This is a genomic window from Paenibacillus vortex V453 (genome assembly GCF_000193415.1).
In the GTDB taxonomy this organism is placed as follows: domain Bacteria; phylum Bacillota; class Bacilli; order Paenibacillales; family Paenibacillaceae; genus Paenibacillus_AQ; species Paenibacillus_AQ glucanolyticus.
Genome location: NZ_ADHJ01000012.1, coordinates 77,447 through 100,658, shown reverse-complemented (window position 1 = coordinate 100,658; position 23,212 = coordinate 77,447). Strand labels below are relative to the sequence as shown.

Sequence of the window (23,212 nt, the reverse complement as noted above, 5' to 3'; positions counted from 1 at the left end):
CACAGAAAACTCGCTTGAGAAGCTTACCGGGGAATGATCGTATTGCAACATGGCAACGTTCCTATGGAGCCCTTCTTCTCATGTTGCCGCACTTCATTCCCTCGTGCTGCAACTGTTAGCGCCTGTCTGCTACCTTGTCCCATTCGGTGTCCAGTTTCTTCAAATACCCATCAATGTCCCGGTTCTGTAAAAAGGACTGGATAACCGAGTTCAGCTGCACTGCGGCAGGTATGTAATGGTCGGCAAAGTCTATCACTTGCCCCCGCTCCAGGTAAGGCAGCAGCTCTGCAACGGCAGGATCGTCCTGCGTTACACCCTCAACGGTGGAGAACAGTGTTTGCTCCGTTATATATTGCTTGCTATTTTCAGGCTCCAACAGAAATTGAATGAACTGCTGGGCCTCCTCTTTATGCTTCGAATCCTCGGATATAGCCAGCAGGGTGTCCACTCCCGAAATCAGCTTGTTCTCTTCCGGATTGTTGCCGGTCGGCAGCGGAAAGAAGCCGATCGGTGCATCCGGATTGGCTTTCCGAATCTCCGGAATCGCCCAGGTCCCTTGGATGTACATGGCGGATTCACCTCTGGCGAACTCCCGGTTACCATCTGCATAATTCTTGCCGAAGTTATCCCCATGACCATAATCCATCAGCGCCAACTGCTTCTCTGCAATCTCTTGGTATTTGTCGGCAAAGGTTACAGTGCCTTCCCGCCGCTCCATATAAAATTCGATGCCTTCCAGGTTGGACGCCAGCGCATTGAACGGAAGCACCGTCTGCCAATCGTCTTTATAGGTAAGATAGAACGGGATTTTGCCAGCATCCTTGGCCTTCTGTGCTGTAGCCAATAACTCATCCCATGTCTTCGGAACGCTAAGTCCCAGTTCTTTAAAAATTTCCGTATTGTACATTACGCCGTTAGCGTTCGTGGAATATGGAATGCCCGTAACCTCGTCCATGCCCGCTACGTCTTTCAGCATCTGAACATAAGTCTCATCCACCTGACTCAGCAGCGGGTTATCTGTCAAATTCATAAAGATGCCGCTCTGTGCCAGCAATGAATAGGTATCCGTTGCACCCATGCCGATAATGTCAGGAATGTCATTCTTGACAACTCTCGTCTTAAGCACCGTCTCTGCATCCGGCGGATTTACCTGTACCACCTTAATCTCGGATTGGGATGAATTAAACTTCTCAATCAGTGCATCAAAAGAGCCCTTCGCCTCAGGTTTATTCTGAAAAAACTCTACCTGTACCCGTCCGGATTCCTCTTTAGCTCCGCAAGCGGTCAGCACCAATACAGTCAACAAACATGCAGCGATATATTTACCAAGCTTCATGGTCTGCCCCCACTTCCTATCCTGATGTAATTTAGGTCAATGCCCATATCTATTTACTACCCTTATTGCTTTGTTGGTAAACGTCCGCTCCCTCCCGTGTGGCCCCGTAGACCCATCGCCGTGGAGGCCTTGTCCCCTTGTCTGCCCAGCAGGAAATGGCCTACAGGTTATGGAATGTATAGGGAACCTGATAGGAGTGATCCCGATTTGTCATCCCCATTCTCTGAAGCCATATCCTCTTACCTCCCGGACCTCCGGCGTTACTGCATGCAGCAAGAATCCTTAATCAAAATTCACAAAGCCCTTGAGCAGTCCCCTGACCGGCCCATCACCAAAGCCTATCTGTATCGGATAGCGCGGAATACGTGGATCGATTCCTACCGTAAGCACACCGGGAAACCCGTTCTGCTGCCCGATGCCGGCAATGATCGGGAATATCATGAGAGCCGCTTCTTGGTAAGGGAGACGCTGGAACTGCTCGCAGCCCAACTCACGGCACATCAGACGGTATTGATCATTCTGATCGACATTTTCTCGTATACGGCCAGGGAAGCTGCCCAACTGATACAGAGTACCGAGGGAGCCGTGAAAGAAGCATTGAAACGGGCCCGTAAACGGTTGAAGGGAATTCGGGCAAGCGGAGAAATTCATGGTTACGCCCTGCCATCCGAGCGGAATCAGGAGAGCCGTGACACTTTGGAATGGATGGAATCCTTGATACGCGGCTTTCAATCTGCCAATCCGTACGCCATTGCCAACGCCTATCTGTCCATGCAATCTCGGCGTATTCAGCTGCAGCGGGTACAGCGTGCCGGGGAGAGGCTTCTTTTTACCTTCCGTGATCTGGACGGTCATCTACTTACCATGACAACAGAAATTTTTTGGGACCCCGTTTCTTATGCACCCTCTTCTTCCGTTTAATTTAATTGAGATCGCATATATAGCGAAGTCCTCAGGATAGAACTATCAAAAAAGGAGTGTATAATCAATGGCAGCAACCCCCCACCGGATAGCTGTAATTCAGTGGCCTGTAAAAAATGTAGAGTGATCGCTAAAGTGGTACCAGGATGTGCTCGGCGTTACGCTGACCTTCCCTTTTACCCCGGGAGATCCTGCGGCCTGGCTCTGCATTGGCGATGCCGGGTTCGGTCTTGTGCAGACAGAAGATGTTCCTCGGCTGGAATTTACGGATTCACAAGGCAATCTTCAATCCATCGTTCGAAGTTGCAGGTGAATGAAATTCACGAGGTATACCAGGACCTGCAAAATAAAAAGGTAGCCGTCAGCGATATGAAATATATTCCGGATGGCGGCTACAGCTTCAGCCTCACCGATCCGGATGGAAATACCGTCAGTCTCTGGGGCGGCTGGCCTTCACCCGGCGAAGAACAAGCGGAATAAATTTCCCAGATGAGCAAAAAAGGCTGTTCCTTCAAAGCAGATTAATCTGCTATGAGGAACAGCCTTTTACTTCTTTAACAACGTTCGCAGCCTTACTTAATCCACGAATAAAACATCCTGTTCATTGTATGCACGAAGAAGTGTGTACCGGCTGTACCGAACCTTGTGGGCTTCACGCAGGCTCCGCATCAGCAGCTCGCTCTGGATCGGGAGCTCCGACACGGCTGCTGGGCCGCCCACCATTGACATCAGATCGCCAAGCTCGGACGGTTCCGGGATCCCTTTAATCCCTTCGCTGATATCATCCCAATGACGGGAGATGCGCTCCGCCATAGAATCAACGTCTGTGGCAGCATTAGGGACGATCCCGAGTTTCTGCTCACCGAGGCGGTGATACAGCTTCGAGATTTCAATACTGGCAGCGCCTACCTTAGCCCCGTGCAGCAGCTGCTTCTCCCCGAGCCGGATGAACTCCATCTCCCAGTAGTGGGACAGATGATGTTCAGCACCCGAAGCCGGATGGGATTGACCGAACAGCAGCATAGCCAGGCCGGATTCAATGAGTGCGCCCATTAAGGTGCACACCCCCTCCTCGCTCCGCCGGGCAATCTGTTCCACCCCACTCACACATTGGCTGAGCGCGAATTTCGTAATGTCCGCCGAAAGCTGCAAATATGGCTCCTCTGCCACCAGGCTTCCAAACTTCCAGTCGAACAGGGACGTATACTTGCCCAGCATATCGCCAAAGCCAGCTGCGGTAAGCTCGGTGGGAGCAGACATGAGAATATCGACGTCGGCAAAAATCGCACTTGGCCCAATAGCCGGTATGGTTTTCTTCTGTCCCCGGATCATGATGGGAGCTCCCTTGGAATTGAAACCATCCACTGACGCGGCCGTTGGTATCGAGAGGAATGGAATCCCAGTGGTATAAGCCGCGTACCGGCTAATATCGTGGATCGTCCCTCCGCCAACTGCAAGCACAGCCTTCGCCCTGCTCTGCTGGATATCCAGTATGACCTGGATCAGGGAGGGTTCATCCGCGATGACATCCCCCTTCTGATCCGAAGAAAGCTTGGTAACCTGGACCTGAATAGCGGATTTCGTGAGCAGTCTCTCCAACGACTGGCCAGCCGCATCATAGGTATTGCCATCAACCACGATCACGACCACCGTCCATTGCTTCGTCTCTAGATAACCGGCGACCTCGCGTAGGGCTCCGGCTTGAATCCGGACAGAATCCACTTCATCCAGATTTGCATGATGATGGACCGGCAAACCTGCCGCCAAGCTTCGGATGTTCGATAATAGATCGGTCATATCAGAGTGTCCTTCTTGCCTGTAACCGCCAGGGCCGGGAGCGGGTCGTTGCAGGTCATGCCGGTAACTCCGCACTCCAGCGAGTACCTGACACCCTCCTCTTCGTCCGGGCAATAGCTCCAGACTAACAGCCCCTGTTCCTGGAACCGGGCAACAAGCGCTGGTGTAAGCAGCGACATCTCCACACCGATCGCCCACATCCTGGTATAGGTTCCTGCTTCGCCAGAGACAAAATGGGACATTTTCTCGCCGAGGAACCCTTGCGTCTTCAGACCATACGTATCGTGAATATAGGTCAGAACTTCTGCATCGAAGCAGGTGAATACACAGCGTGGCAGGTATCCGTATCGGCCCAGTATGGCAACGGCCCGATCAGCAGCCTCTATGGCGTCGGGACTTGGCTTAATCTCAACGTTGCACAATACCTCAGGATATTCCTTGAGCAGAACGCAGAGCTCTCCAAGCGTCGGAATTTTCAACCCTTCAAACTCATGTGCGAACCAGCCTCCCGCATCCAGAGACTTCAGCTCCTCCAGGGTAAAATCCCGAACCGCGCCCGAACCGCTCGTCGTACGCTGAACGGTTGCATCATGGATGACCACCACTTCATGGTCCTGTGATAGCCGGAGATCAAATTCCAGCATATCCACACCTAATTCAAGCGCCTTGCGAAAGGCCAGCAGCGTATTTTCCGGATAAGCTGCTTTGTACCCGCGATGTGCAGCCACCATCATACAGGATGGTTCCTGTAGTCGTTCGATCATATGTCCTGCACTCCTTTACCGATTGTTATTGGGCGAGAATCCGCTCCGTCTCTTTCTTGAAGGTATCCAGCGTATCCGGAATATCCTTGCTGTCGTACATAATCGCTTCAATAGCCGAGAAGAACTCATGCATAATTTCTGGCCATGCCACATCCTTATTGGTATCTACGGCAAATTCCAGCTGATCATAGGCGACTTTGCGATTCGGTTCTTTGGCCCACAGCGCTTGCATCCTCTCCGACTCCACCATCTTCTTCGTGAAGGGCAGGTATCCCGATTGCAAAATAAATTCCAGACCGCCTTCCTCCTCCATCTCCATCCACCGGATGAACTCCCACGCCGCTTCCTTGTTCTTGGAAGAAGAGAGCATTGTCACATTCGCGCCTCCGGTCGGATTCGCGTACACTTCGTCCTTCGGCAGGAATGCCGTCACGTAATCAAAATCCACCGTGCTGGACAGCCCGCCGATCGACCCCGTGGATTGATACATCATGCCGACCTTGCCTTCCACAAACATGCTGTTCACAATGTTGCCGGAATCCTGTGCCGGCGGATAATACAGTGCGCCCGTGCTTTGCAGGTCTTTAAGGTATCCAAACATTTTGGCGCCGGCTCCGTTATCGCCGAATCCTATCGACGAATGGTCATCATTGAAAAAGGTGCCGCCCGCCTGCGAGATCATGGCAATGGGATACCAGGTGTCATAAGGCATCGTAACTCCGTAACGTTTATACTCGCTACCTTCTTTGACAACCAGCGCATTTGCGACTTCCTTCATCTCCTCCCACGTGGTCGGAATTTGCAGCCCCAGCTCATCCAGCAGCGTTTTATTCACATGCAAAATCGGGGTGGAACGGTTCAGCGGCAGTGACACCAATTGATCATTGAAGGTGGAGTGCCCCATCAGCCCCGGCGTGAAATCATCGACGCTGATGCCGGAGCCTTCAAGATAAGGCGTCAGATCCTCCAGCACCTCCGAATCGGCGAACATCTGAACGTAGGCGCGCTCCAGCATGCTGACATCGGGACCGGTACCGGAGGCAATCGCCTGCTGGAGCTTGGTTACCGTCTCGTCATAACTTCCCTGGAACGTGCCGACAACTTCAATATCTTCATGAGATGCATTGAAGCGCTGAATAAGCGCGTCCATGTACTCCCCGTTCTTGCCTCCGAGCGAGTGCCAGAACTGAACCGTGGTCTTCCCCTTATCACCGGACGGAGCTTCGGTGCCCCCGCCTCCCGGCGCTTCGCCGGTCTCCCCGGAACCTCCTCCACTGCACGCGGCAAGCAAACTGAACAGCAGGATGACGGATAGCAGTGAATACCATTTGGATTTCATTCGATTCATTCCTCCATTTAATTATTCGATTATGATTTGTATAAACCTGTCATTTCCTGTAATTATTTAATGCCTGAATAAACAAATGCCTTCACGATATGCTTCGAGCAAAACAAATACACAAGCAGGATAGGCACCACCAGAATGACGTTTCCGGCCATAATGATATGCCAGTTGCTGATGCCTTCCGTCTCCCGGAGCATGGCAATGCCCAAGGTCAACGGCCGGACAGCAGCCGAATCCGTCATGACGAGCGGCCAGAAATAATCATTCCAGTGACTGACAAAACTGAACAGCGCAATGGTAGCAAGTGCCGGCTTCGACATGGGGATCATAATTTTCCGCATAATTTTGAATTCATTGGCGTTGTCAAGACGGGCCGCTTCGATAATCTCTTCCGGGATCTGCATGAAATATTGCCGCAGCAGGAAGATGCCAAAGGCATTCGAGATGAACGGTATGATCTGCGGCAGCAAGGTTTTGACCAGGCCCCAGTCCGCCATCATCAGATACACCGGAATGAAGGTAACCTGTCCCGGAATCATGAACGCCAGCAGAATCATGCCAAACAGCAGGGTTTTGCCAGGGAATTTGTATTTGGCAAAGGCATATGCAGCCGGAATCATGATCAGGAACTGCAGAACGATGATGGAACCCGTAACCACAACGGAGTTCTTAAAATAGGTCAGGAAAGGACCGGCATTCATGGCCTCCATGAAATTGCCCCATTGCGGCGAAGCCGGAATCCAGGTCGGCGGAAACGTCATCGTCTCCCGGAATGTCTGGAGCGAGGTGGAGATCATCCACAGAAACGGGAAGATAAAAATCATGAGAACCGCAGCCTTCAGTACATAGCCGAGCAGGATCCATACGGTTTTTAATTCAAAGGTCTTCAAACTGTGCCTCCTTTCTGCATGGACGCGCCCTTTATTGATAGTGAACCTTCTTGGACAGCAGCCGGAAATAGATGAACGTCAGCAGACCGATAATCGCCATGAGCACAACGCCGGTTGCTGCCGAGTACCCGATATTGGTCGTTCGGAAGCCGTATATGTAGTACACAAGCGTGGTTGTTGCATTGTTCGGTCCACCGCCTGTCATCACCTGAACCGTATCAAATACCTTGAAGGAACCAATCGTCATGATGATCAGGATAAAAAACAGCTGTGGCGAAATCATCGGCAATGTGATTTTATAAAACACCTTGAACTTACTGGCGTTATCCAGCGCAGCCGCTTCATAAATGCTCGGCGAAATGCTCTGCAAGGCCGCTACGATAATCAGCGTGTAGTAGCCGATGGCCTGCCAGACCGATACGATAATAATCGAGATTAATGCTGTCTTGGAGCTTTGCAGCCATGCAGACGGCGGGAGCCCGACCAGCTTAAACACATAATTAAGCAGACCTTGATTCGGCTCCATCAGCCACAGCCACACCAGCGAGATCGATACGATGGATACGACATGAGGCGTGAAAATCCCGGCCTGAACGACGGAGTTGAAACGGCTTTTTTTGTTAAGCCATACCGCAATCAGCAGAGACAGCAGCATGGTCAATACCACAACGCCGGCTGTATAGATGGTGGTGTTCCAGAGCGCCTTGTAGAAATCGCCGCGGCCCAGAATCTGCGTGAAATTATCCCATCCGACAAACTTGCTCTTGTCTTTGTTCATCAGATTGTATTTGAACAAACTTAAGTAAATCAGATACCCTACCGGATACATCACGAACAGCATAATGCCCGCCATCGCCGGTGCGATCAGCACATAAGGTCTGAGCCCCTCCCATATTCGCTTCTTATCCATGTACCAGCCCTCTCAGCCGCTCCATGAACTCCCGGTAACGAGCATTCTGCTCCTCGACCCGCTTCTCGTCTGCACCGAAAAAAAACAATTTATCGGCTGGCACGCCGAGATAAACCTCCTGATCCACATGGAACTCATCTTCCAGGCACTTCACCATGAATGCCTGACCCTCCGTCGTTTTCACCTGATAAATGGTCTCGGCGCCCAGCATTTCACGCGTGATGATCTCACCCTTGGCCTTATAATGAAACGAGCCGGGCTCTGTACCAACCACGACACTCTCCGGACGGAAGCCGAATGTTGTGTTATCGTTGCCAAGCGGCGCAATGTTCATCGGAGGAACCCCGATAAACTGTGCGGCAAACCGATTGCTGGGCTTGCGGTATACTATCTCCGGCGGCGCCTCCTGCTGAATGACGCCTTTGTTCATAAGCACGATGGTATCGGCCATCGACATCGCCTCTACCTGATCATGGGTCACATACACAAAGGTTGTTCCGAGCTTCTTGTGCAGCTCAATCAGTTCAATCCGCATCTGAACCCGCAGTTTTGCATCCAGATTAGACAGCGGTTCATCCATTAGGAATACCGACGGGTTCTTGACCATCGCCCGGGCTAAAGCCACCCGCTGCCGCTGTCCGCCGGACAAGGTGGATGGCCTGCGGTCCAGGTAATCGTTCAATCCGACGGTTTCTCCAATGGTCTCTACCAGACGTGTCCGCTCCGCTTTGGGAACCTTGTTGTTCACAAGACCGAACTCGATATTCTCGCGGACCGACATGGTCGGATAGATTGCATAGTTCTGAAATACCTATGGCCACGCCACGTTTACCCGGTGCAATCCGTGTAACGTCCTGGCCATCGATGAGAACGGAACCGGAGGTTTGAGGATCAATGCCCGCAATCATCCGCAGGAGCGTGGTTTTCCCGCACCCTGACGGACCTACCAATACGGTGAATTTGCCATCCTCAATGGTTAGATCCAAATTCTGAATGACGGGTTGACGATCAAACCACTTGCTTACTTTCACAAATTCAATAGATGCCAAGAGCGATCCCCCTCACGAAAATGTAATGATGCTATCATGACAAGCAAATAATGAACAAAATTCATTGAAATGAAAACCTTTACATGCTCTCGATAATAAATACGCATCAAATGCACATGTAATGATCATTTTTGCTCATTTTTATTTAGTTTGATTGTAAATCTGCAATATTAGGGGAGTGTTAGGCCTTCGTACGGATTTTGTAAATTCGCATAGCATCAAGGGGTTTAACATTGCGTTAACATAGTGAGGGTACACTGTAGAGACATGGAATCCATAAGCATAAAAGAGCAAAAGTGCGCATTGTATGTACAAACGCATCTAATTCATTCATCGTCTTAATAGGAAGGGAGATATCATCGATTGCTGGCACATGAACGAAAAAAAAGAATCATTGATTATGTAAGACAATACCGTACGGCAACGGTTGCTGCACTGGCATCGGAATTCGGCGTTCATACGGCCACCATCCGCCGGGATCTGGCGGAGATTGAACAGGAAGGCGCTTTAAAGCGTACGCACGGCGGCGTCATCATGGAGCAATGGACGCATAACGAGCCATCATTTAATGAACGAACCAACTTTCATCGGGATGAGAAGATTCGGATTGGCCAGCTCGCGGCATCACTTGTGGAGGACGGCGAGAATATCATCATTGATTCGGGGACAACTACCCTTCATATTGCTACACATCTGGTACACCGCTCGGACATTACCGTCATTACCAACGACATGAACGTGGCTGTCGAACTTCGCGATGCTCCAGGCATCAAGGTTATTCTGACCGGCGGGGAGCTCTACCCGTCCAGTTATATGCTGAATGGCATGTTCACCGATCATGTACTGAAATCACTGCATGTGGAAAAAGCGTTCATCGGGACCCCTGCCCTTCATCCGCAGTATGGCTTAATGCACCCGGAGGCACTGCTCGTCCCGGCCAAGCAGAGCATGATTCAGGCTGCCGGTGTAGATCGTTGTTGTCGACAGACCACAGCAAGATTGGCAAGCTGTCCCTGCACACCGTTGCACCCAACAGCGCCATTCACACCCTTGTAACCGGCGCTTCGGCATCCGACTCGGATATTAAGCCATTTCAAGAACGGGGCATCACGGTATACCGGGCTTAAGGATGGTTTCCTTCTGGTTCACCTGCGAAAAACACAAAAAGCACCCGTATGGGTGCCCTGATTAAGCTGCTGCCAGCCAGCAGCTTTCCTATTTATTATTATGAAATCATGTATTTACCGGTTCCATCATGCCTATTAAAGGGATTGTAAAGGTAAAACATGCTCCTTCGCCAGAAGTCTCCTCCAGCCAGATTCGACCATTCATCAGCTCGGTTAGCTGTTTGCAGATCGACAGGCCAAGACCCGTTCCGGTGTATTCTCTGGTCACTTCAGCATGGTGGGCTTGAGAGAAGGACTTGAACAAGCGATGTCTCCGGTCAACTGGAATGCCTATTCCCGTATCTCGAACGGATATCTTGATGGCTTGCGTTTCTGGAGAGATTCCAACAGCGACCGAAACCTCTCCTTCACTCGTGAATTTGATGGCGTTGGAGATCAAATTGATAAGCACCTGCCTAATCTTATTGGCGTCTGCTGTCACCTTCTCAGGCACTTCATCGCCAATAACGACATGGAGTCGGATCCCCTTACGCTGCACGTCATTCATAAATAGGCTGGTCACCTGCTTCATCAGCGGACGGAGGTAAAACGGCTCCATAACCAGCTCCATCTTGGTATTCTCGACCTTGGAATACTCCAGGATATGTTCGATCATGGAGAGAAGCGATTCGCTGCTCTGCTCAATCAGCTCCACATATTCCCTCTGCTCCTCATCAAGCGAGGTCAACTGCAGCAATGCCGACATCCCCATAATCCCGTTCATCGGAGTGCGGATTTCATGACTCATCACGGCCAGCAGCTCTGACTTCTCTTGCAAAATTCGGTCGTTCTCATCTTCCATCTGCTTCAATTCATCGATGGTGGACTCCAATTCAAGCATATCTCCAAAGAATGCCGAGAGTGATAACAGCAAATCAATATCCTCTTGGCTATACTCGTAAAAGTTATGATCGAAAGCACACAAAGAGCCATAGATCTCGCCCGAGCTTGTAACGATCGGAACGCCCATAAACGAGCATCCGCCAACAAACCGCGTGGCATCCATGTCCTTGGTCAACGCATGCGTCAAATTATTCGGTATCACAAGCGGTCCTTCCGATTTCTCAATAACAAGATGACAATAGGAATCCTCGTTCGCTACGATCAAGCCTTCCTCAAGCATAATCGTTTCCCGGTTAAACGATTTCAAAACGGTTGTTGTATGCCGGTCGTTCAGTGCGATGCAGAAGGTATTGGCCTGCATTAATCGGCTGGAAGTCTGGATCACTCTAGCTGCAGAATCATATAATTTCGTGGATATTACGGTCAGTACATCAACATAATCCGTCTTTAACATGATTCTCCTCTCGTTCTAACAAAATGCCGCCTTCTTACCTTCATATCATAGCATTCTCATAACAAAAGTAAAGTTTGGCCGTTTCTGCCATTGCATAAAAAAAGATCCGGCAGTCATAGGACGCCGGATCCTCTCGTACTGTTGGTTAAGGGATTACTTTCCATACTTCGGCAGATCCAGGAGTTTCACCTTGTGTCCACCATTTCGCTTCATAGTTCACGCCATTGTGGCTGACTTTATTGCCATTGGTATAAACAGCTGTTGCACTCCAAGCCGGGTAGGCCGTTGAGCCTCCGGACGTTGACACCGTAAGCGGTGCCGATGCGGATGATTTGCTGCCTGAGCTGTTAACAGCTACCACAGTATACGTATAAGACGTGCCTGCAGTTAAACCTGTATTGTTGTAAGACGTTGTAGTGGATGTACCCACAAGTGTTCCGTTACGGTAGATTTCATAGCTGGAAGCCCCTGTGGAAGCTGTCCAGGCCAAGGAAACACTACTGCTTGTTTGGGATGGGGAAGTCAGTCCCGTCGGTGCCGGTACGCCTGGATTCGGAGTTCCGCCGCCGCCACCGAAGTCAACATCGATCGCGTTATAAAAAGCATTAGGTGTATCAGCTACTTCCCATACAGCCAGGATTACATGGTATCCGGATTTAGCAGGGACGTTACAAGTGGAAGCATAGTTTGTTGGAGGTTTAGCACCGCCGTAGTCAATGGAGCAGAAAGGCGTCAGATCAAAGGAAGCTCTGCTCAGTGGAGCATTTTGATTCCAGCCGTCTTTCGTGATGTAGTATTTCCAGCTTGCCGTCGCATGGTTGGCTGTCAAATGCCATTGGAACGTTTTGGTTCCCGGGGTAATGCTTACTTTGCTCCAGCGTGTTGCAGATTGCTCATCAAGTTTAGGGAACACACCGCCTGCACTGGCGATTTTGCCATCAGCAGGACCAGCGTTTGGCCAGCCCTTAGGGGCTTCCAAACTTTGCGGCTCATACACGATTGCCCCGCAATCGGTGTTTTGCCCCTGCTTACACAGAATGGCGCGGCTTCCCGGAGAATCGACATACCCGTGGGCAAAAGCCTTATCTGCAAATAAAACCATGAATAAAGCCATCAATAACATCGTGGAACCAGCAATAATCAGATTTTTGAGCCAAGCTTTGTTCGGCAAACTTAAAGTCATACAATATTTCCTCCTCTTAATGTTGAATTTATAATTAAAGCGTTTCCACAACCTCCGGGCTGCGCTTCCCACCTCCCTTCATTTAGACAAGTGTTGCGATCTGAATTGACTGAACTTGGAGATATAATCAAAAAGCGAATGTCCAAGCTTTACCAGTGCTATAATTATTTTAAAGCATATGGAATCGGTATCCCATAATACTAATCAACGATTTATTACACATATCAATGAAATTGGATAAATATGTAACTTGTTATGTAATGAAAAAGCGCATTTTTTGCTGAAAAAGATCACAAAAAAAAGCATGCCTCCCATAAGGATTCATGCTTTCGTTCCAAACATCCAGTCCATTCGTACTGCCGGGCAGAACGGAACGGCATTATTCGACTCCGTCCTTAAAGTGCTTCTTGTAATGTTTATCGCCTTTGTGCTCCAAATCCTCAATGGTAAGCTCCAGGGTATGCACAATCTGTTCCTTGACCTGATTCAACGTGTCAAAATACACATTTTCCTCCGCCCCTACGATACGCGTACCACTAAGTGCCTGAACGGCCTGGTAGACCCGGTGCTGTTCGGCCAAATCATCGACTGCCTTCAGTGTATGTTTCATCTGAAGAAACAGGTCTTTATGGTGCTGGGTGGTTAAACGCTTCTCAAGCTCTTCGATTCGGGCATTCACAGCAGATCTCCCCTTCATATTATGATGCTTCCGATTATACTTTGTGCGATCGTCTTTTTCCAATAAATTCTTCTTATATATATCACGGTTTCTTGGTTGCTAAACAGGAAATCGCCCCCTGCTCAGCGAACTATGATAACGTTAACATTCTGCACAATTACATACCTTGGCATTACAAAAATGATCAAACATTTGGAGGTAGCAATGGAAAACAACGGACTCGGCGGAAAAAGCATCATCCTCAGGCTGGAAATGAATACTCAAGAGATTAAATTCGGTCAGGTCGCATCCGCGATATTCGAAGCTGGAGGAGACATGGTCGCTATCGACGTCATTCAGGCGAGCGGCAACATCACCGTGCGGGATATTACCATTACGGTAACGGACAGCGTTGATATCGGCAAGATCACAAATAGCGTGAAGGAATTAAAAGGGGTTCGTCTCGTCAACGTTTCAGACCGTACATTCCTGCTGCATCTCGGCGGCAAAATCGAGACCCAGCCCAAAATTCCAATTCAAAACCGGGATGATCTATCCCGTGTCTATACACCAGATGTTGCCCGGGTGTGTACAGCCATTCAGGAGGACCCGAAAAAAGCCTTCACACTGACGATTAAAAGAAATACGGTGGCTGTTATTTCGGACGGCAGCGCAGTACTCGGTTTGGGAAATATCGGCCCTTATGCGGCCATGCCGGTCATGGAAGGGAAATCCATGCTATTCAAGCAGTTTGCCGGCGTAGACTCCTTCCCCATCTGTCTGGATACTCAGGATACGGAAGAGATCATCGCTTGCATCAAAGCTTTGGCTCCGGCTTTTGGCGGCATTAATCTGGAGGACATCTCCTCCCCTCGCTGCTTCGAGATTGAGCAAAGACTGCGCGATGAGCTGGATATTCCGGTATTCCACGATGATCAGCACGGTACAGCAGTCGTTCTGTATGCCGCACTCATCAATTCCCTGAAAATTGTCGGCAAATCGATTGATAACGTCAGAGTGGTGGTGTGCGGCATCGGCGCGGCTGGTATAGCATGCAGTAAAATCCTGATGTCGGCCGGCGTTAAGGACATCATCGGTGTCGACCGCGAAGGCGCCCTGGTTGCAGGGAAGGAATACGGCAATAAGATGTGGCAATGGTATGCCGAGCATACGAATCCGAATAAGGTTGAAGGTACTTTACGCGAGGTGATTCAAGGCGCCGACGTGTTCATTGGACTCTCTGCCGGCGGTCTGCTGCGCCGCGAGGACGTACAAGCCATGGCCGAGAATCCGATTGTGTTTGCAATGGCAAACCCTACGCCGGAGATCAGACCCGAAGAGGTGGAAGATATCGTCGGGGTGATCGCAACCGGGCGTTCGGATTATCCGAACCAAATTAATAATGTCCTCTGCTTCCCGGGTATTTTCCGTGCTGCTCTTGACTGCAGAGCGACCACGATTAATGAGGAAATGAAGCTGGCAGCTGCCGAAGCCATTGCATCGGCCGTATCGGACGAGGAACGCAACCCATCCTATATCATTCCTAGTGTCTTCAACCAGAACGTTGTAAAAGCCATACGTGATCTTGTCGTAAAAGCCGCCGTCAAAACCGGCGTGGCCCGGAGAATCCCGCGTGAATAAGAATTCCCTCATCCGTAAGTTCAACAAGCAGGCTGCTCGATATGAGAGGAATACAAGACAGCGCAGCCTCGGTGAATGGAGACAACGGCTTCTTCAGGATGTCGAGGGACATGTGCTTGAAGTCGCTGTTGGCGCCGGTGCCAACTTCCCCTTTTATAATAGAAGCAAGGTGGACGTAACGGCAGTCGATTTCAGTCCCGAGATGTTAAGCCGGGCACGGCAGATGGCCTCTGAACTTGGCATCCAGGTGACTTTCCAGGAGCAGGACATCGAGACGCTGGAGCTTCCGGAACGATCTTTTGACTGCGTGGTCTCTACCCTTTCATTGTGCGGTTATAAAGATCCGGTCAAAGCACTCAATCAAATCAACCGCTGGGCGAAACCCGGCGGCCGCATTTACCTGCTGGAGCATGGCATGAGCACGAACCGGCTGCTCGGCTATGCGCAGCATCTGCTCAATCCGGCGGCACGGCGGATATCCGGCTGTCATTATAATCGGGATATGATCGAGATCGTGGATGCCTCGGCGCTGAAGGTCGTTAAGACAGAACGCTACTGGAACGGCATTATCCACCTGATCTGGGCGCAAGCAACCTGACCTTTTCATTCATTCATTTGAACCTGTCTGCATAGTTTTAACGTGAGCCCTTATTAATTGATCTGGAGGAACTTGTTATGAATACAAGGCCTGATTCTCATGAGTATTTGCCCCTCGCTGAACCGTACGTCTCTCTGGTCCCTGAGGGCAGCATAACGGAGATTTTGCAGCAGCAGCATGATGAAACGTTAAAATCGCTCAGCGATCTGACGGAAGAACAAGCCAATTACAAGTATGCAGAAGGCAAATGGAGCTTAAAACAGGTGGTTGGGCACATCGCCGATGTTGAGCGCTTGTGGAACTACCGCATCCTCTACATTGCGCGGGGGGATGCCCGTGAATTCTCGGGTTATGACCGCGAAATTTTTGTCCGGAATTCTCCCTTCGGCAGTCTTCCGTTGAGAGAAGCCCTTAAAGATTACGCCGCTGTCAGGCAGTCCAGCATTACGCTCATGGGAAGTTTGACGGAGGAAGCGCTGCTGCGCGAGGGCACGTTCAACAATTACCCCCTCTCCGCCCGCGCTGCCGCTTACGTCATTGCAGGTCATGAGCTTCACCACCTGAATATTCTCCGGGATAAATATTTAACGTAATGTAAGACCTGTGCAAGATTCTTCGTCATCTTGGCTGCTTCACGTATCTACATAAACAAAAAGAGGAGGCCCTCTATAAAGGCCTCTTCTTTATCGTTTTCGAACCTAATCCCAATTCCAAACCTCGATGCGGCCCAAGCGGAATTCCCGGAATTGCGGCTGCTCCTTCAGCTTCTCCAGCTCCCGCACAGGTCCCGTCACGGTAGCGCCGTAAACCTGAACCCCATGTTTCTTCAAATATGCCAGCCGCTGTTTGTCTATGTCCACACCGTTGTATTGAATGCTCTCGGTCAGCCATTTGAGGTCGGAGATCATATTCGCAGTATGCTCCGACATCTTGCCTACATCCTCAGCTGTAAAATAGAGCCCCCACATAGACAGTCGATTGTCCTCCTCGAACGCGTACAGGGGCCGCAGGGTGAGGTACGGAACATAATAGGCTTTGCCACCGGCAATGTTTGAACCAACCTCGAATTCCTTAAGCTCTCCAGCATATACGGGCATTCCCGTCACGGCCAGGTCATAACCTTCCAGAAGTTTCAGCAGCTGCTCGGGCTGCATTAAAGTCATCGTTGAAAATGACATATCCGCTACATTTCCGTCATCCATTCTGCCTAATTGCTCGATCCCCTCCTCCTTGCGCTGTTGATCAGGCGGCGTCGTTTGTTCAGACATAATCGATGAAGGCAGAATAAATGCCCCCTGCACATCACTGTCACTATTCAGATAAGCCCCGGTATCTTCAACGGAATACGTCAACTCGCCAAACAATGGCTGCTCAGCTCGAACCTCACCGGTAATGACTTGCCATCCCCCGATATCTCTATATAACTTCAGCGTTGCCTTCTGGGTCAGGAGGGGCGTAACCTCAACATTCGGAAGACCCGTTTTCTCCACCTTAACGCCGTTTCCATGCAGCTCTACCGCCGTGATAACAGACCGGATAAACGTATCATTCCTCTCCGGGGTATACAAAAAATATCTGACTGAGCGACAAATACAGCACGTACAAAAGATAGAACAGCAGCAGCGCTCCCACCGCATTCGACAACAGCCTCACGCGCGTCCGCCACACCATCCGGTTAAACTTCTTCTCGCTCCACTCGGGCTGTTCATCCTCGAAATCCCCGTTCCGGAGCACTTGCTTCTCCTGATCCTCATCATTGCGCATACTTCTACGCCTCCCCTTCTCACCTAGACAACGGTTTGAACGCGCAATTGTTACAGTTAAAAATAAAAAAATCGTCACAGCCGCAACAAATGCTGCTGCCATGACGATTCCACATTCATTCATCTATTATTGCGCTTCAGAGGACGACATGTTCTGTCCATCCCAGCACTCTACATCATGGAGCCCTGGAATGCTGTCCTTGGTGAAGACAGGATCCAGACCTGCCCGCTTCTGCTTCAAGTAGTCCTTAAGCGCAGCGAAGGCCTTCCGGGAAAGGAGTGTGATCGCCACAAGGTTTACGATGACCATCAATCCCATAAATAAATCCGCCAGATCCCACACCAGCTTCACGCTTGTAACCGAACCAAAAATGACCATAGCCAGCACGGCTACCCGATAGATCCAAACCCAAGCCCGGTTCGACTTCAAAAATTCGATGTTGGTCTCCCCGTAGTAATAATTGCCGATCAGCGTACTGAACGCAAACAGGAAGATCATAATCGCCAGGAAGTCGGACGCCCACGCTCCCATCTCCATACCCAGGGCAGCCTGCGTCAGCGCGATCCCGTCAAGCCCGGTCTGCTTGTACGCACCGGTGAAGAGAATAATGAAGGCCGTGCTTGTACATATAACCAGACGTATCGATCAGCACACCAAGCGCCTGCACCAGCCCTTGCTTCGCAGGATGGCTTGTCGTTGCGGTTGCTGCGGCGTTCGGTGCACTCCCCATTCCCGCTTCGTTGGAGAACAGGCCTCTTTTGATTCCGTTCAGCAGCGCCGCACCGATAGTCCCGCCAGCGATTTGCTCATAGCCGAACGCGCTTTTGACAATAAGAACTAACACTTCCGGCAGTTTGGTAATGTTGGCTAGTACGATAAAGAGCGCCGCACCGACATAAACCACGGCCAATACAACAACGATCAGCTCCGACATTTTGGCAATCCGCTTCACTCCGCCAACGATGATCGCCGCAAATATAACCGCCATGATGATCCCAATGGTTAAACGATCCGCGCCAAATGAATTCTCGAAGGCAATCGTAATGGTATTGGATTGAACCGCGTTAAAGACAAGGCCGAATGATAACGTGATCAGGATTGCAAACAGCACACCCATCCACCGTTTCTTCAATCCTTGCTCCATGTAATAGGCCGGACCGCCACGATAACCGCCCGCTCCGTCCTTTACTTTATAAATCTGAGCCAGCGTGCTCTCGATAAAGCTTGAGGCTGACCCGATAATCGCAATAATCCACATCCAGAACACTGCCCCGGGGCCGCCAAGGGAGATGGCCAGAGCAACCCCCGTAATATTCCCTGTCCCGACACGCGCCGCCATACTGATGGCAAATGCCTGAAAGGGCGAAATACTGCCCTTTGTTTTACTTTTGGGTTCGCGGATTACCCGGAGCATTTCACCGATCAAACGAAACTGCAGGAATCTGGTCCCCACCGTGAAATACAGGCCAACCGCAATCAGCAATACGATGAGCAGTTTAGACCAGAGAAAATCATTAAAGATATTAACGGCATGCTGTACAATTTGATCCATATTCTACCCTCGCTATATAAGTCATCACCCATGGTGTAGGTTTGTGAAAAATAGTCCAATTTTCATCTAACCATTACTTCCCCCTCAAATACAAGAGGTTAATTGTGGAAATCAGGGGTTTGATGAACAGCGCAGGTTCTTCTTGGCCTTCCATATAAGAGAAGTCCCTCTCCACTGCGTGTTAACAACAGTGAGAGGGACTTGCAATCAGAGCAGGGCAACTCTCTTCAGCTTGCCTTATATGGATGGAGGTTTTGCGCCCGTATAGATCAGAATCGCATCCCGAAGGAACTCCGCAGTTCCGGGATGCTTCTCATCGTAATGGGCCGTAAAGCGCTCATCGTCGACATACATCTGAGCAAGGCCGGCATGGGCTTCCTTGCTGTAATCGTTCCAATAATAAGTGAGCCACTGCTTGTGAAGACCGGCTGCCTTCTGCGCCAGATCGCTGGCCGGATCGCCTTGCTTGAACGCTTCGGCCAGCGTCTCGTACAGCTCCTCCGCGAGGCGCGTCACCTCATCATGCTGTGCCTGCGTCATATTTTTCAGCTTGGCATTCGATTTATTCACAGTCTCTTCGCCATACTTCGCGCGAATTTCCTTACCGTATTTCTGCTCATTGTCCTCAATCAACCTCTGTTTGAATCCTTCGAATTTCTCTTGGTCACTCATGGTCATTCTCCCTTCCGTGGAGGCGATCGTGTTCTCCACATTGGTAATCAGCATATCCAATTGCTTTCTTTTGTCCAGAAGCTGTGCATGGTGTTCCTGGAGCGCCCGGGATCTGTTGAAGGATGGCGAGGTCAGAATTTCTTTGATACCGTCCAGATGAAGCCCGAGCTCCCGGTAAAATAGGATCTGCTGCAATTGATCGACCTCCTCCTGCCCATAAATCCGATATCCCGACGAGTTGATCCTGGCCGGCTTCAGAATGCCAATCTCATCGTAATACCGAAGCGTCCGGGTACTGATTCCTGCCAACTTCCCAAGCTTCTGCACCGTGTATTCCATGGTTTCACCTCCTGACAACACCACTGTACACCTTCACGTAACGTTAAGGTCAACACAATTCGCGAAAAAAATTCAGGACCAAACCAAAAAGTCCCCCACACAAGGTGGAGGACTGACTGAAAACTCGCCCCATAGGATAGCGGGCGACCTCTATCATGAATAGCGGCGGGGCAGCATCCATTATCTTAACGTAACTGCACCTGGTTCAAGCAAATGATACATTGTTATACCGCTTCATCTTCGGTATCGGTTTTAGCAGCAGCTCCTGATTTATCCGCGTCCGTATGCTTCTCGTTAATCCACTGCTTCAAGGGCTCGGTCATTTGATCTTTCAGCTTTTGCAGCAGCTGCTCCTCTGTAATTCCCTTGGTGGCAGCCAGCTCGACCAACGATTTACCATCTTCCATGCCTGCCTTGAGCTCGTCCTCCGTTATACCGAGCAGGGCGGCTATTTCCTCCGGATTACCGAATTTCCCGAAGCCATGCCCCCCTCTGCCATGACCTTTCATCCCAAAACCGGGATCACTGCTCGCCACCATTTGCTCCAGACGGGCACTTAGCCCCTCCTTCCACTCGGCTGCTTCGGTTTCCGTAATACTGCCTTCGCTCAGACGTTCCTCAATCTTGGCGGTCTCCAGATCGGTCAGCTTCTGTACCAATACAGCTTTCGTCATCCCTTTACCTTCGGCAATCTCGGCAAATGTACTGCCGCCTTCAAGCGCCGTTCGGATCTCGGCCTCGGTCAGTCCGAGCAGCTCAGCCGTTTCTTTCAAGATGTTGCCTCCGCGGGGACCTCCTCCCTTATGATCCATCCGCTTACCCTCCCATTTCTTTACGGAATCAGATGTGCCTGTCTGCCCTTCCTCAGTAACCGAGGCGGAAGTGTCCGTGCTTGCCGCGGCGTAGGTCTTGCTCTGCAGATATCCGGCTCCTCCCAGCACAATCGCTGCCGCCATGCTGCCCACTAATACTTTTTTACTTATCGGATTCATCGTAATCTCTCCTTCAGGGTTATAGTTTGTCTTACCATTTGAAGTATAGAGAAGGAAGCTGAAAGTAAAACTTAGGGGAAGATTATGCCAGGCTTAGGCCTAGCTGAAGGTTTGCTGAATGCGGGGTCGACAACGTAGAAAACCAGCTGATCCTGCACAAAAAAACCGCCGGGGATGGCCTCCCGGCAGTTCATGTTCATCCATTCTCTTCATGATCATATAGCATGCAATTCCATATTGCCTAACCTATTATGGAGGGCCTTCATTCATCCCCCTCATCCGCAGCTTCCTGAATGGCCCGATTGGCCAGGTTAGTCAGCACCATGTCGTCCATTGGCGGGTTATGAAGCCCTGCCCGAACATCCCTGTACATTCTCTCCAAGGGGAGATTCCGGGATAGACTTAATCCACCGACTATCCGCATAGCCTGATCTACAATCCGAACCGCTGCGTTGGTCACGATGTATTTGGCGAGACCGAGTTCGGGCTTTAGCGAAGCGCGGTTCTCCACTTCCTTGTCCCAGCGGTCGGCCGTTTGATACAAATAGCTTCGGGCTGTGAGCAGATCCACCTCGATTTGAGCGATCTGGCGTTTAATATTCGGCAATTCCGCAATGGGGACTGTCAATGAATTCGGTTTATGATGTCGTGCAAAATCGATAGCAAAATTGCGCGCGGCATAGGCAATCCCCATATAACATGCCGGTATGTGAAGCAGGACGCCTTCTGTAGGTACGGGTTCCTCAGGTTTCTCATAATCAAGTCCACGGATCACTTCCGCATCCGGCACAAATACATCCTCCAGAATCACGTCATGGCTTCCTGTCGCCCGCATGCCCAGCGTATTCCAGGTCTCCTCAACCTTGACACCGGGCCCGCTGCGAACCAGAAATGCACCAACCTTCTCGCTGTGCTCCATTCCCGCCGTAACAACAAACTGCTTCAAAATCGGACTTAAGGTGCTGAAGGTTTTACGTCCCGTAATGCTCCAGCCACCCGTCACCCGCCGTGCAGTCGTCTCCGGCCTTCCGCCCCGGCTGGGGCTTCCCGTCGCAGGCTCGCTTGCCAGCTCATTCATGACGACGCCTTCGGCCACAACGTCCTTGCACAGCTTCTCAAATAACGGCGCCGGCCAGGCACCGGAAAGACGCAGCTGCAGCATTTGCCCAATATGCCAGCCGACGGCCAGCGCAGTGGACCCGTCCCCTCGGGCAAGCCTTTCCTGGGCAAGCACCATCTCGTAGACGGAGGCTTCTTCTCCGCCGAAGGATTCCGGCACGGTCAGCTTCAGATAACCCGATGCCTTCAGGTCTTCAAAATTCTCGAACGGAAACGATCCCTCCAGATCATGCTTGGGTGCTCTTTCCGCGAATTTCGCTCCGAGCTGGTCGGCCCGAGCAACAATCCATGCTTCGCGTTCATTACGTATGAATGGATCTGTAGAACCGAATCGATTCAAGGTCGTCCCCTCCTCATTAACCCATTATTCCGATGGCTATATACATAAAATTGTAGCAACCCTATTTTGGAGTGTCAATGAAGGGCTAAATAACGTTTCCTGCCAGAAATGAAGCGATGGCTTCATTCACCTCATCCGGGTTATCCAGATTCGTGGCGTGGTGGGCGTTCCGGATGATTTCCAATCGCGCATTCGAAATTCTCTCCAGCATGTATTCCTGCTGCCTGCGGATCATCGTGTCGCTTTCGCCCTGAAGAAGCAATGTTGGACACTGGATCTTGTGCAAGTCCTGCCTGCTCTCCATTCGGGTAACCGCATCCCATATCCGAACCCAATCGCGATGCGTTATGGAGCCGAAGGCTTCCTCGATATAGGCTTGATTGTCCTTATTATATTTGGATAACATCTTGCCCTGGATTTTCCCCGATAAAGAGATCGGCATGAGGTAACTCGACCAACGGTTCAGGGGCACAAACATTCGCTCGAACCAATTGAACGCATTCGTGAATGGAGTGCCTATCAGTACCAGCGCTTCAACCTTGTCAGGATAGCGAACTGCAGTCTGTAACGAGATATGACCGCCCAGAGATAACCCGCATAGGATAGCTTTATCTATGTTCAGATGATCCAGCAGATCCGCCAAATCCCGGCTAAAATCCTCCGAATTCACTTGTCCATCGGGCAGGGCAGACGAACCATGTCCCCGAATATCCCACACGACGGTTCTATGAGTTTGCGAGAAATAGTCGATCTGCGGCCGCCATTGCTTATGATTCCAGGAGGCCCCGTGCGTAAACACAAGCGGCTTCCCTTCCCCTTGTACTTCATAATACAAATCGACTCCACTTCCGTTATAAACTGGCATGACGCTCCCCCTTC

Annotated in this window: 21 protein-coding genes and 3 pseudogenes; 7 read left to right on the top strand and 17 right to left on the bottom strand. The window is 50.6% G+C overall.

Features of this window, described 5'->3' with window-relative positions; translation table 11 throughout:
• Positions 1–115 precede the first annotated feature (115 nt).
• Entirely contained in the window at positions 116–1,336 is a 1,221-nt protein-coding gene (locus PVOR_RS05625) for an ABC transporter substrate-binding protein (protein ID WP_006208137.1), read from the bottom strand.
• 207 nt (positions 1,337–1,543) lie between these two features.
• Between PVOR_RS05625 and PVOR_RS05620 the strand changes: the two genes are divergently transcribed.
• The 3 genes from PVOR_RS05620 to PVOR_RS31370 all read left to right on the top strand — a co-directional run bounded on the left by PVOR_RS05620 (position 1,544) and on the right by PVOR_RS31370 (position 2,737).
• Positions 1,544–2,257: an RNA polymerase sigma factor gene (locus tag PVOR_RS05620; RefSeq protein ID WP_006208136.1), complete on the top strand. Its 714-nt coding sequence runs from the start codon at positions 1,544–1,546 to the stop codon at positions 2,255–2,257.
• Between the two features lie 148 nt (positions 2,258–2,405).
• Positions 2,406–2,570 carry a hypothetical protein gene (locus PVOR_RS31375; RefSeq protein WP_006208135.1) on the top strand — a complete coding sequence of 55 codons (165 nt, stop codon included), beginning with the start codon at positions 2,406–2,408 and terminating at the stop codon, positions 2,568–2,570.
• Positions 2,567–2,737, top strand: a complete 171-nt coding sequence (locus PVOR_RS31370) for a hypothetical protein (protein WP_006208134.1) — start codon at positions 2,567–2,569, stop codon at positions 2,735–2,737. The genes PVOR_RS31375 and PVOR_RS31370 overlap by 4 nt, the downstream gene beginning before the upstream one ends.
• A 96-nt stretch (positions 2,738–2,833) precedes the next feature.
• On the opposite strand, the gene PVOR_RS05610 is transcribed toward PVOR_RS31370, so the two are convergent.
• From PVOR_RS05610 to PVOR_RS05585, 6 genes and pseudogenes are all read right to left on the bottom strand, one after another.
• Positions 2,834–4,054, bottom strand: a complete 1,221-nt coding sequence (locus tag PVOR_RS05610; RefSeq protein WP_006208132.1) for a sn-glycerol-1-phosphate dehydrogenase — start codon at positions 4,052–4,054, stop codon at positions 2,834–2,836.
• Positions 4,051–4,818, bottom strand: a complete 768-nt coding sequence (locus PVOR_RS05605; protein ID WP_006208131.1) for a glycerophosphodiester phosphodiesterase family protein — start codon at positions 4,816–4,818, stop codon at positions 4,051–4,053. Before PVOR_RS05605 ends, PVOR_RS05610 begins: the two co-directional genes overlap by 4 nt.
• Positions 4,819–4,843: 25 nt before the next feature.
• Positions 4,844–6,157, bottom strand: a complete 1,314-nt coding sequence (locus PVOR_RS05600) for an ABC transporter substrate-binding protein (RefSeq protein WP_006208130.1) — start codon at positions 6,155–6,157, stop codon at positions 4,844–4,846.
• A 62-nt stretch (positions 6,158–6,219) separates the two neighbouring features.
• Positions 6,220–7,053, bottom strand: coding sequence for a carbohydrate ABC transporter permease (locus PVOR_RS05595; protein ID WP_006208129.1), 834 nt, complete (start codon positions 7,051–7,053; stop codon positions 6,220–6,222).
• A 31-nt stretch (positions 7,054–7,084) separates the two neighbouring features.
• A complete protein-coding gene (locus tag PVOR_RS05590) occupies positions 7,085–7,963 on the bottom strand; it encodes a carbohydrate ABC transporter permease (protein ID WP_006208128.1) in 879 nt (292 codons plus the stop codon).
• Positions 7,956–9,012, bottom strand: a pseudogene (locus tag PVOR_RS05585) (ABC transporter ATP-binding protein). Before PVOR_RS05585 ends, PVOR_RS05590 begins: the two are co-directional and overlap by 8 nt.
• A gap of 363 nt (positions 9,013–9,375) precedes the next feature.
• Here PVOR_RS05585 and PVOR_RS05580 point away from each other — a divergent pair.
• A pseudogene (locus PVOR_RS05580) lies at positions 9,376–10,139 on the top strand (DeoR/GlpR family DNA-binding transcription regulator).
• A 106-nt stretch (positions 10,140–10,245) separates the two neighbouring features.
• On the opposite strand, the gene PVOR_RS05575 reads toward PVOR_RS05580, so the two are convergent.
• The 3 genes from PVOR_RS05575 to PVOR_RS05565 all read right to left on the bottom strand — a co-directional run bounded on the left by PVOR_RS05575 (position 10,246) and on the right by PVOR_RS05565 (position 13,337).
• Positions 10,246–11,475, bottom strand: coding sequence for a sensor histidine kinase (locus tag PVOR_RS05575; protein ID WP_006208125.1), 1,230 nt, complete (start codon positions 11,473–11,475; stop codon positions 10,246–10,248).
• Between the two features lie 145 nt (positions 11,476–11,620).
• Positions 11,621–12,658, bottom strand: coding sequence for a lytic polysaccharide monooxygenase (locus tag PVOR_RS05570; protein WP_006208124.1), 1,038 nt, complete (start codon positions 12,656–12,658; stop codon positions 11,621–11,623).
• 379 nt (positions 12,659–13,037) lie between these two features.
• Positions 13,038–13,337, bottom strand: coding sequence for a hypothetical protein (locus PVOR_RS05565; protein WP_040680245.1), 300 nt, complete (start codon positions 13,335–13,337; stop codon positions 13,038–13,040).
• A gap of 204 nt (positions 13,338–13,541) precedes the next feature.
• Here PVOR_RS05565 and PVOR_RS05560 point away from each other — a divergent pair, with 204 nt between their 5' ends.
• From PVOR_RS05560 to PVOR_RS05550, 3 genes are all read left to right on the top strand, one after another.
• Positions 13,542–14,957 carry an NAD-dependent malic enzyme gene (locus PVOR_RS05560; RefSeq protein WP_006208122.1) on the top strand — a complete coding sequence of 472 codons (1,416 nt, stop codon included), beginning with the start codon at positions 13,542–13,544 and terminating at the stop codon, positions 14,955–14,957.
• The gene (locus tag PVOR_RS05555; protein ID WP_006208121.1) at positions 14,950–15,555 is read left to right on the top strand and encodes a class I SAM-dependent methyltransferase; all 606 of its coding nucleotides are present in this window, start codon (positions 14,950–14,952) and stop codon (positions 15,553–15,555) included. The genes PVOR_RS05560 and PVOR_RS05555 overlap by 8 nt, the downstream gene beginning before the upstream one ends.
• A gap of 77 nt (positions 15,556–15,632) precedes the next feature.
• On the top strand, positions 15,633–16,148 hold the full coding sequence (locus PVOR_RS05550; protein ID WP_006208120.1) for a DinB family protein: 516 nt from the start codon (positions 15,633–15,635) through the stop codon (positions 16,146–16,148).
• A 105-nt stretch (positions 16,149–16,253) separates the two neighbouring features.
• Here the strand turns inward: PVOR_RS05550 and PVOR_RS05545 are convergent, their stop codons facing one another.
• The 7 genes and pseudogenes from PVOR_RS05545 to PVOR_RS05515 all read right to left on the bottom strand — a co-directional run bounded on the left by PVOR_RS05545 (position 16,254) and on the right by PVOR_RS05515 (position 23,198).
• Positions 16,254–17,123 carry an anti sigma factor C-terminal domain-containing protein gene (locus PVOR_RS05545; protein WP_006208119.1) on the bottom strand — a complete coding sequence of 290 codons (870 nt, stop codon included), beginning with the start codon at positions 17,121–17,123 and terminating at the stop codon, positions 16,254–16,256.
• The gene (locus PVOR_RS31365; RefSeq protein WP_006208118.1) at positions 17,101–17,319 is read right to left on the bottom strand and encodes a hypothetical protein; all 219 of its coding nucleotides are present in this window, start codon (positions 17,317–17,319) and stop codon (positions 17,101–17,103) included. Before PVOR_RS31365 ends, PVOR_RS05545 begins: the two co-directional genes overlap by 23 nt.
• A gap of 126 nt (positions 17,320–17,445) precedes the next feature.
• Positions 17,446–18,871 (bottom strand): annotated as a pseudogene (locus PVOR_RS05535) (alanine/glycine:cation symporter family protein).
• A 237-nt stretch (positions 18,872–19,108) separates the two neighbouring features.
• Positions 19,109–19,882, bottom strand: coding sequence for a MerR family transcriptional regulator (locus PVOR_RS05530; RefSeq protein WP_006208117.1), 774 nt, complete (start codon positions 19,880–19,882; stop codon positions 19,109–19,111).
• 224 nt (positions 19,883–20,106) lie between these two features.
• Positions 20,107–20,874, bottom strand: a complete 768-nt coding sequence (locus PVOR_RS05525; protein WP_006208116.1) for a hypothetical protein — start codon at positions 20,872–20,874, stop codon at positions 20,107–20,109.
• Between the two features lie 262 nt (positions 20,875–21,136).
• Positions 21,137–22,333 carry an acyl-CoA dehydrogenase family protein gene (locus tag PVOR_RS05520; protein WP_006208115.1) on the bottom strand — a complete coding sequence of 399 codons (1,197 nt, stop codon included), beginning with the start codon at positions 22,331–22,333 and terminating at the stop codon, positions 21,137–21,139.
• An 85-nt stretch (positions 22,334–22,418) separates the two neighbouring features.
• Complete coding sequence (locus tag PVOR_RS05515; protein ID WP_006208114.1) at positions 22,419–23,198, bottom strand: alpha/beta fold hydrolase; 780 nt, start codon at positions 23,196–23,198, stop codon at positions 22,419–22,421.
• Between the last annotated feature and the right edge of the window lie 14 nt (positions 23,199–23,212).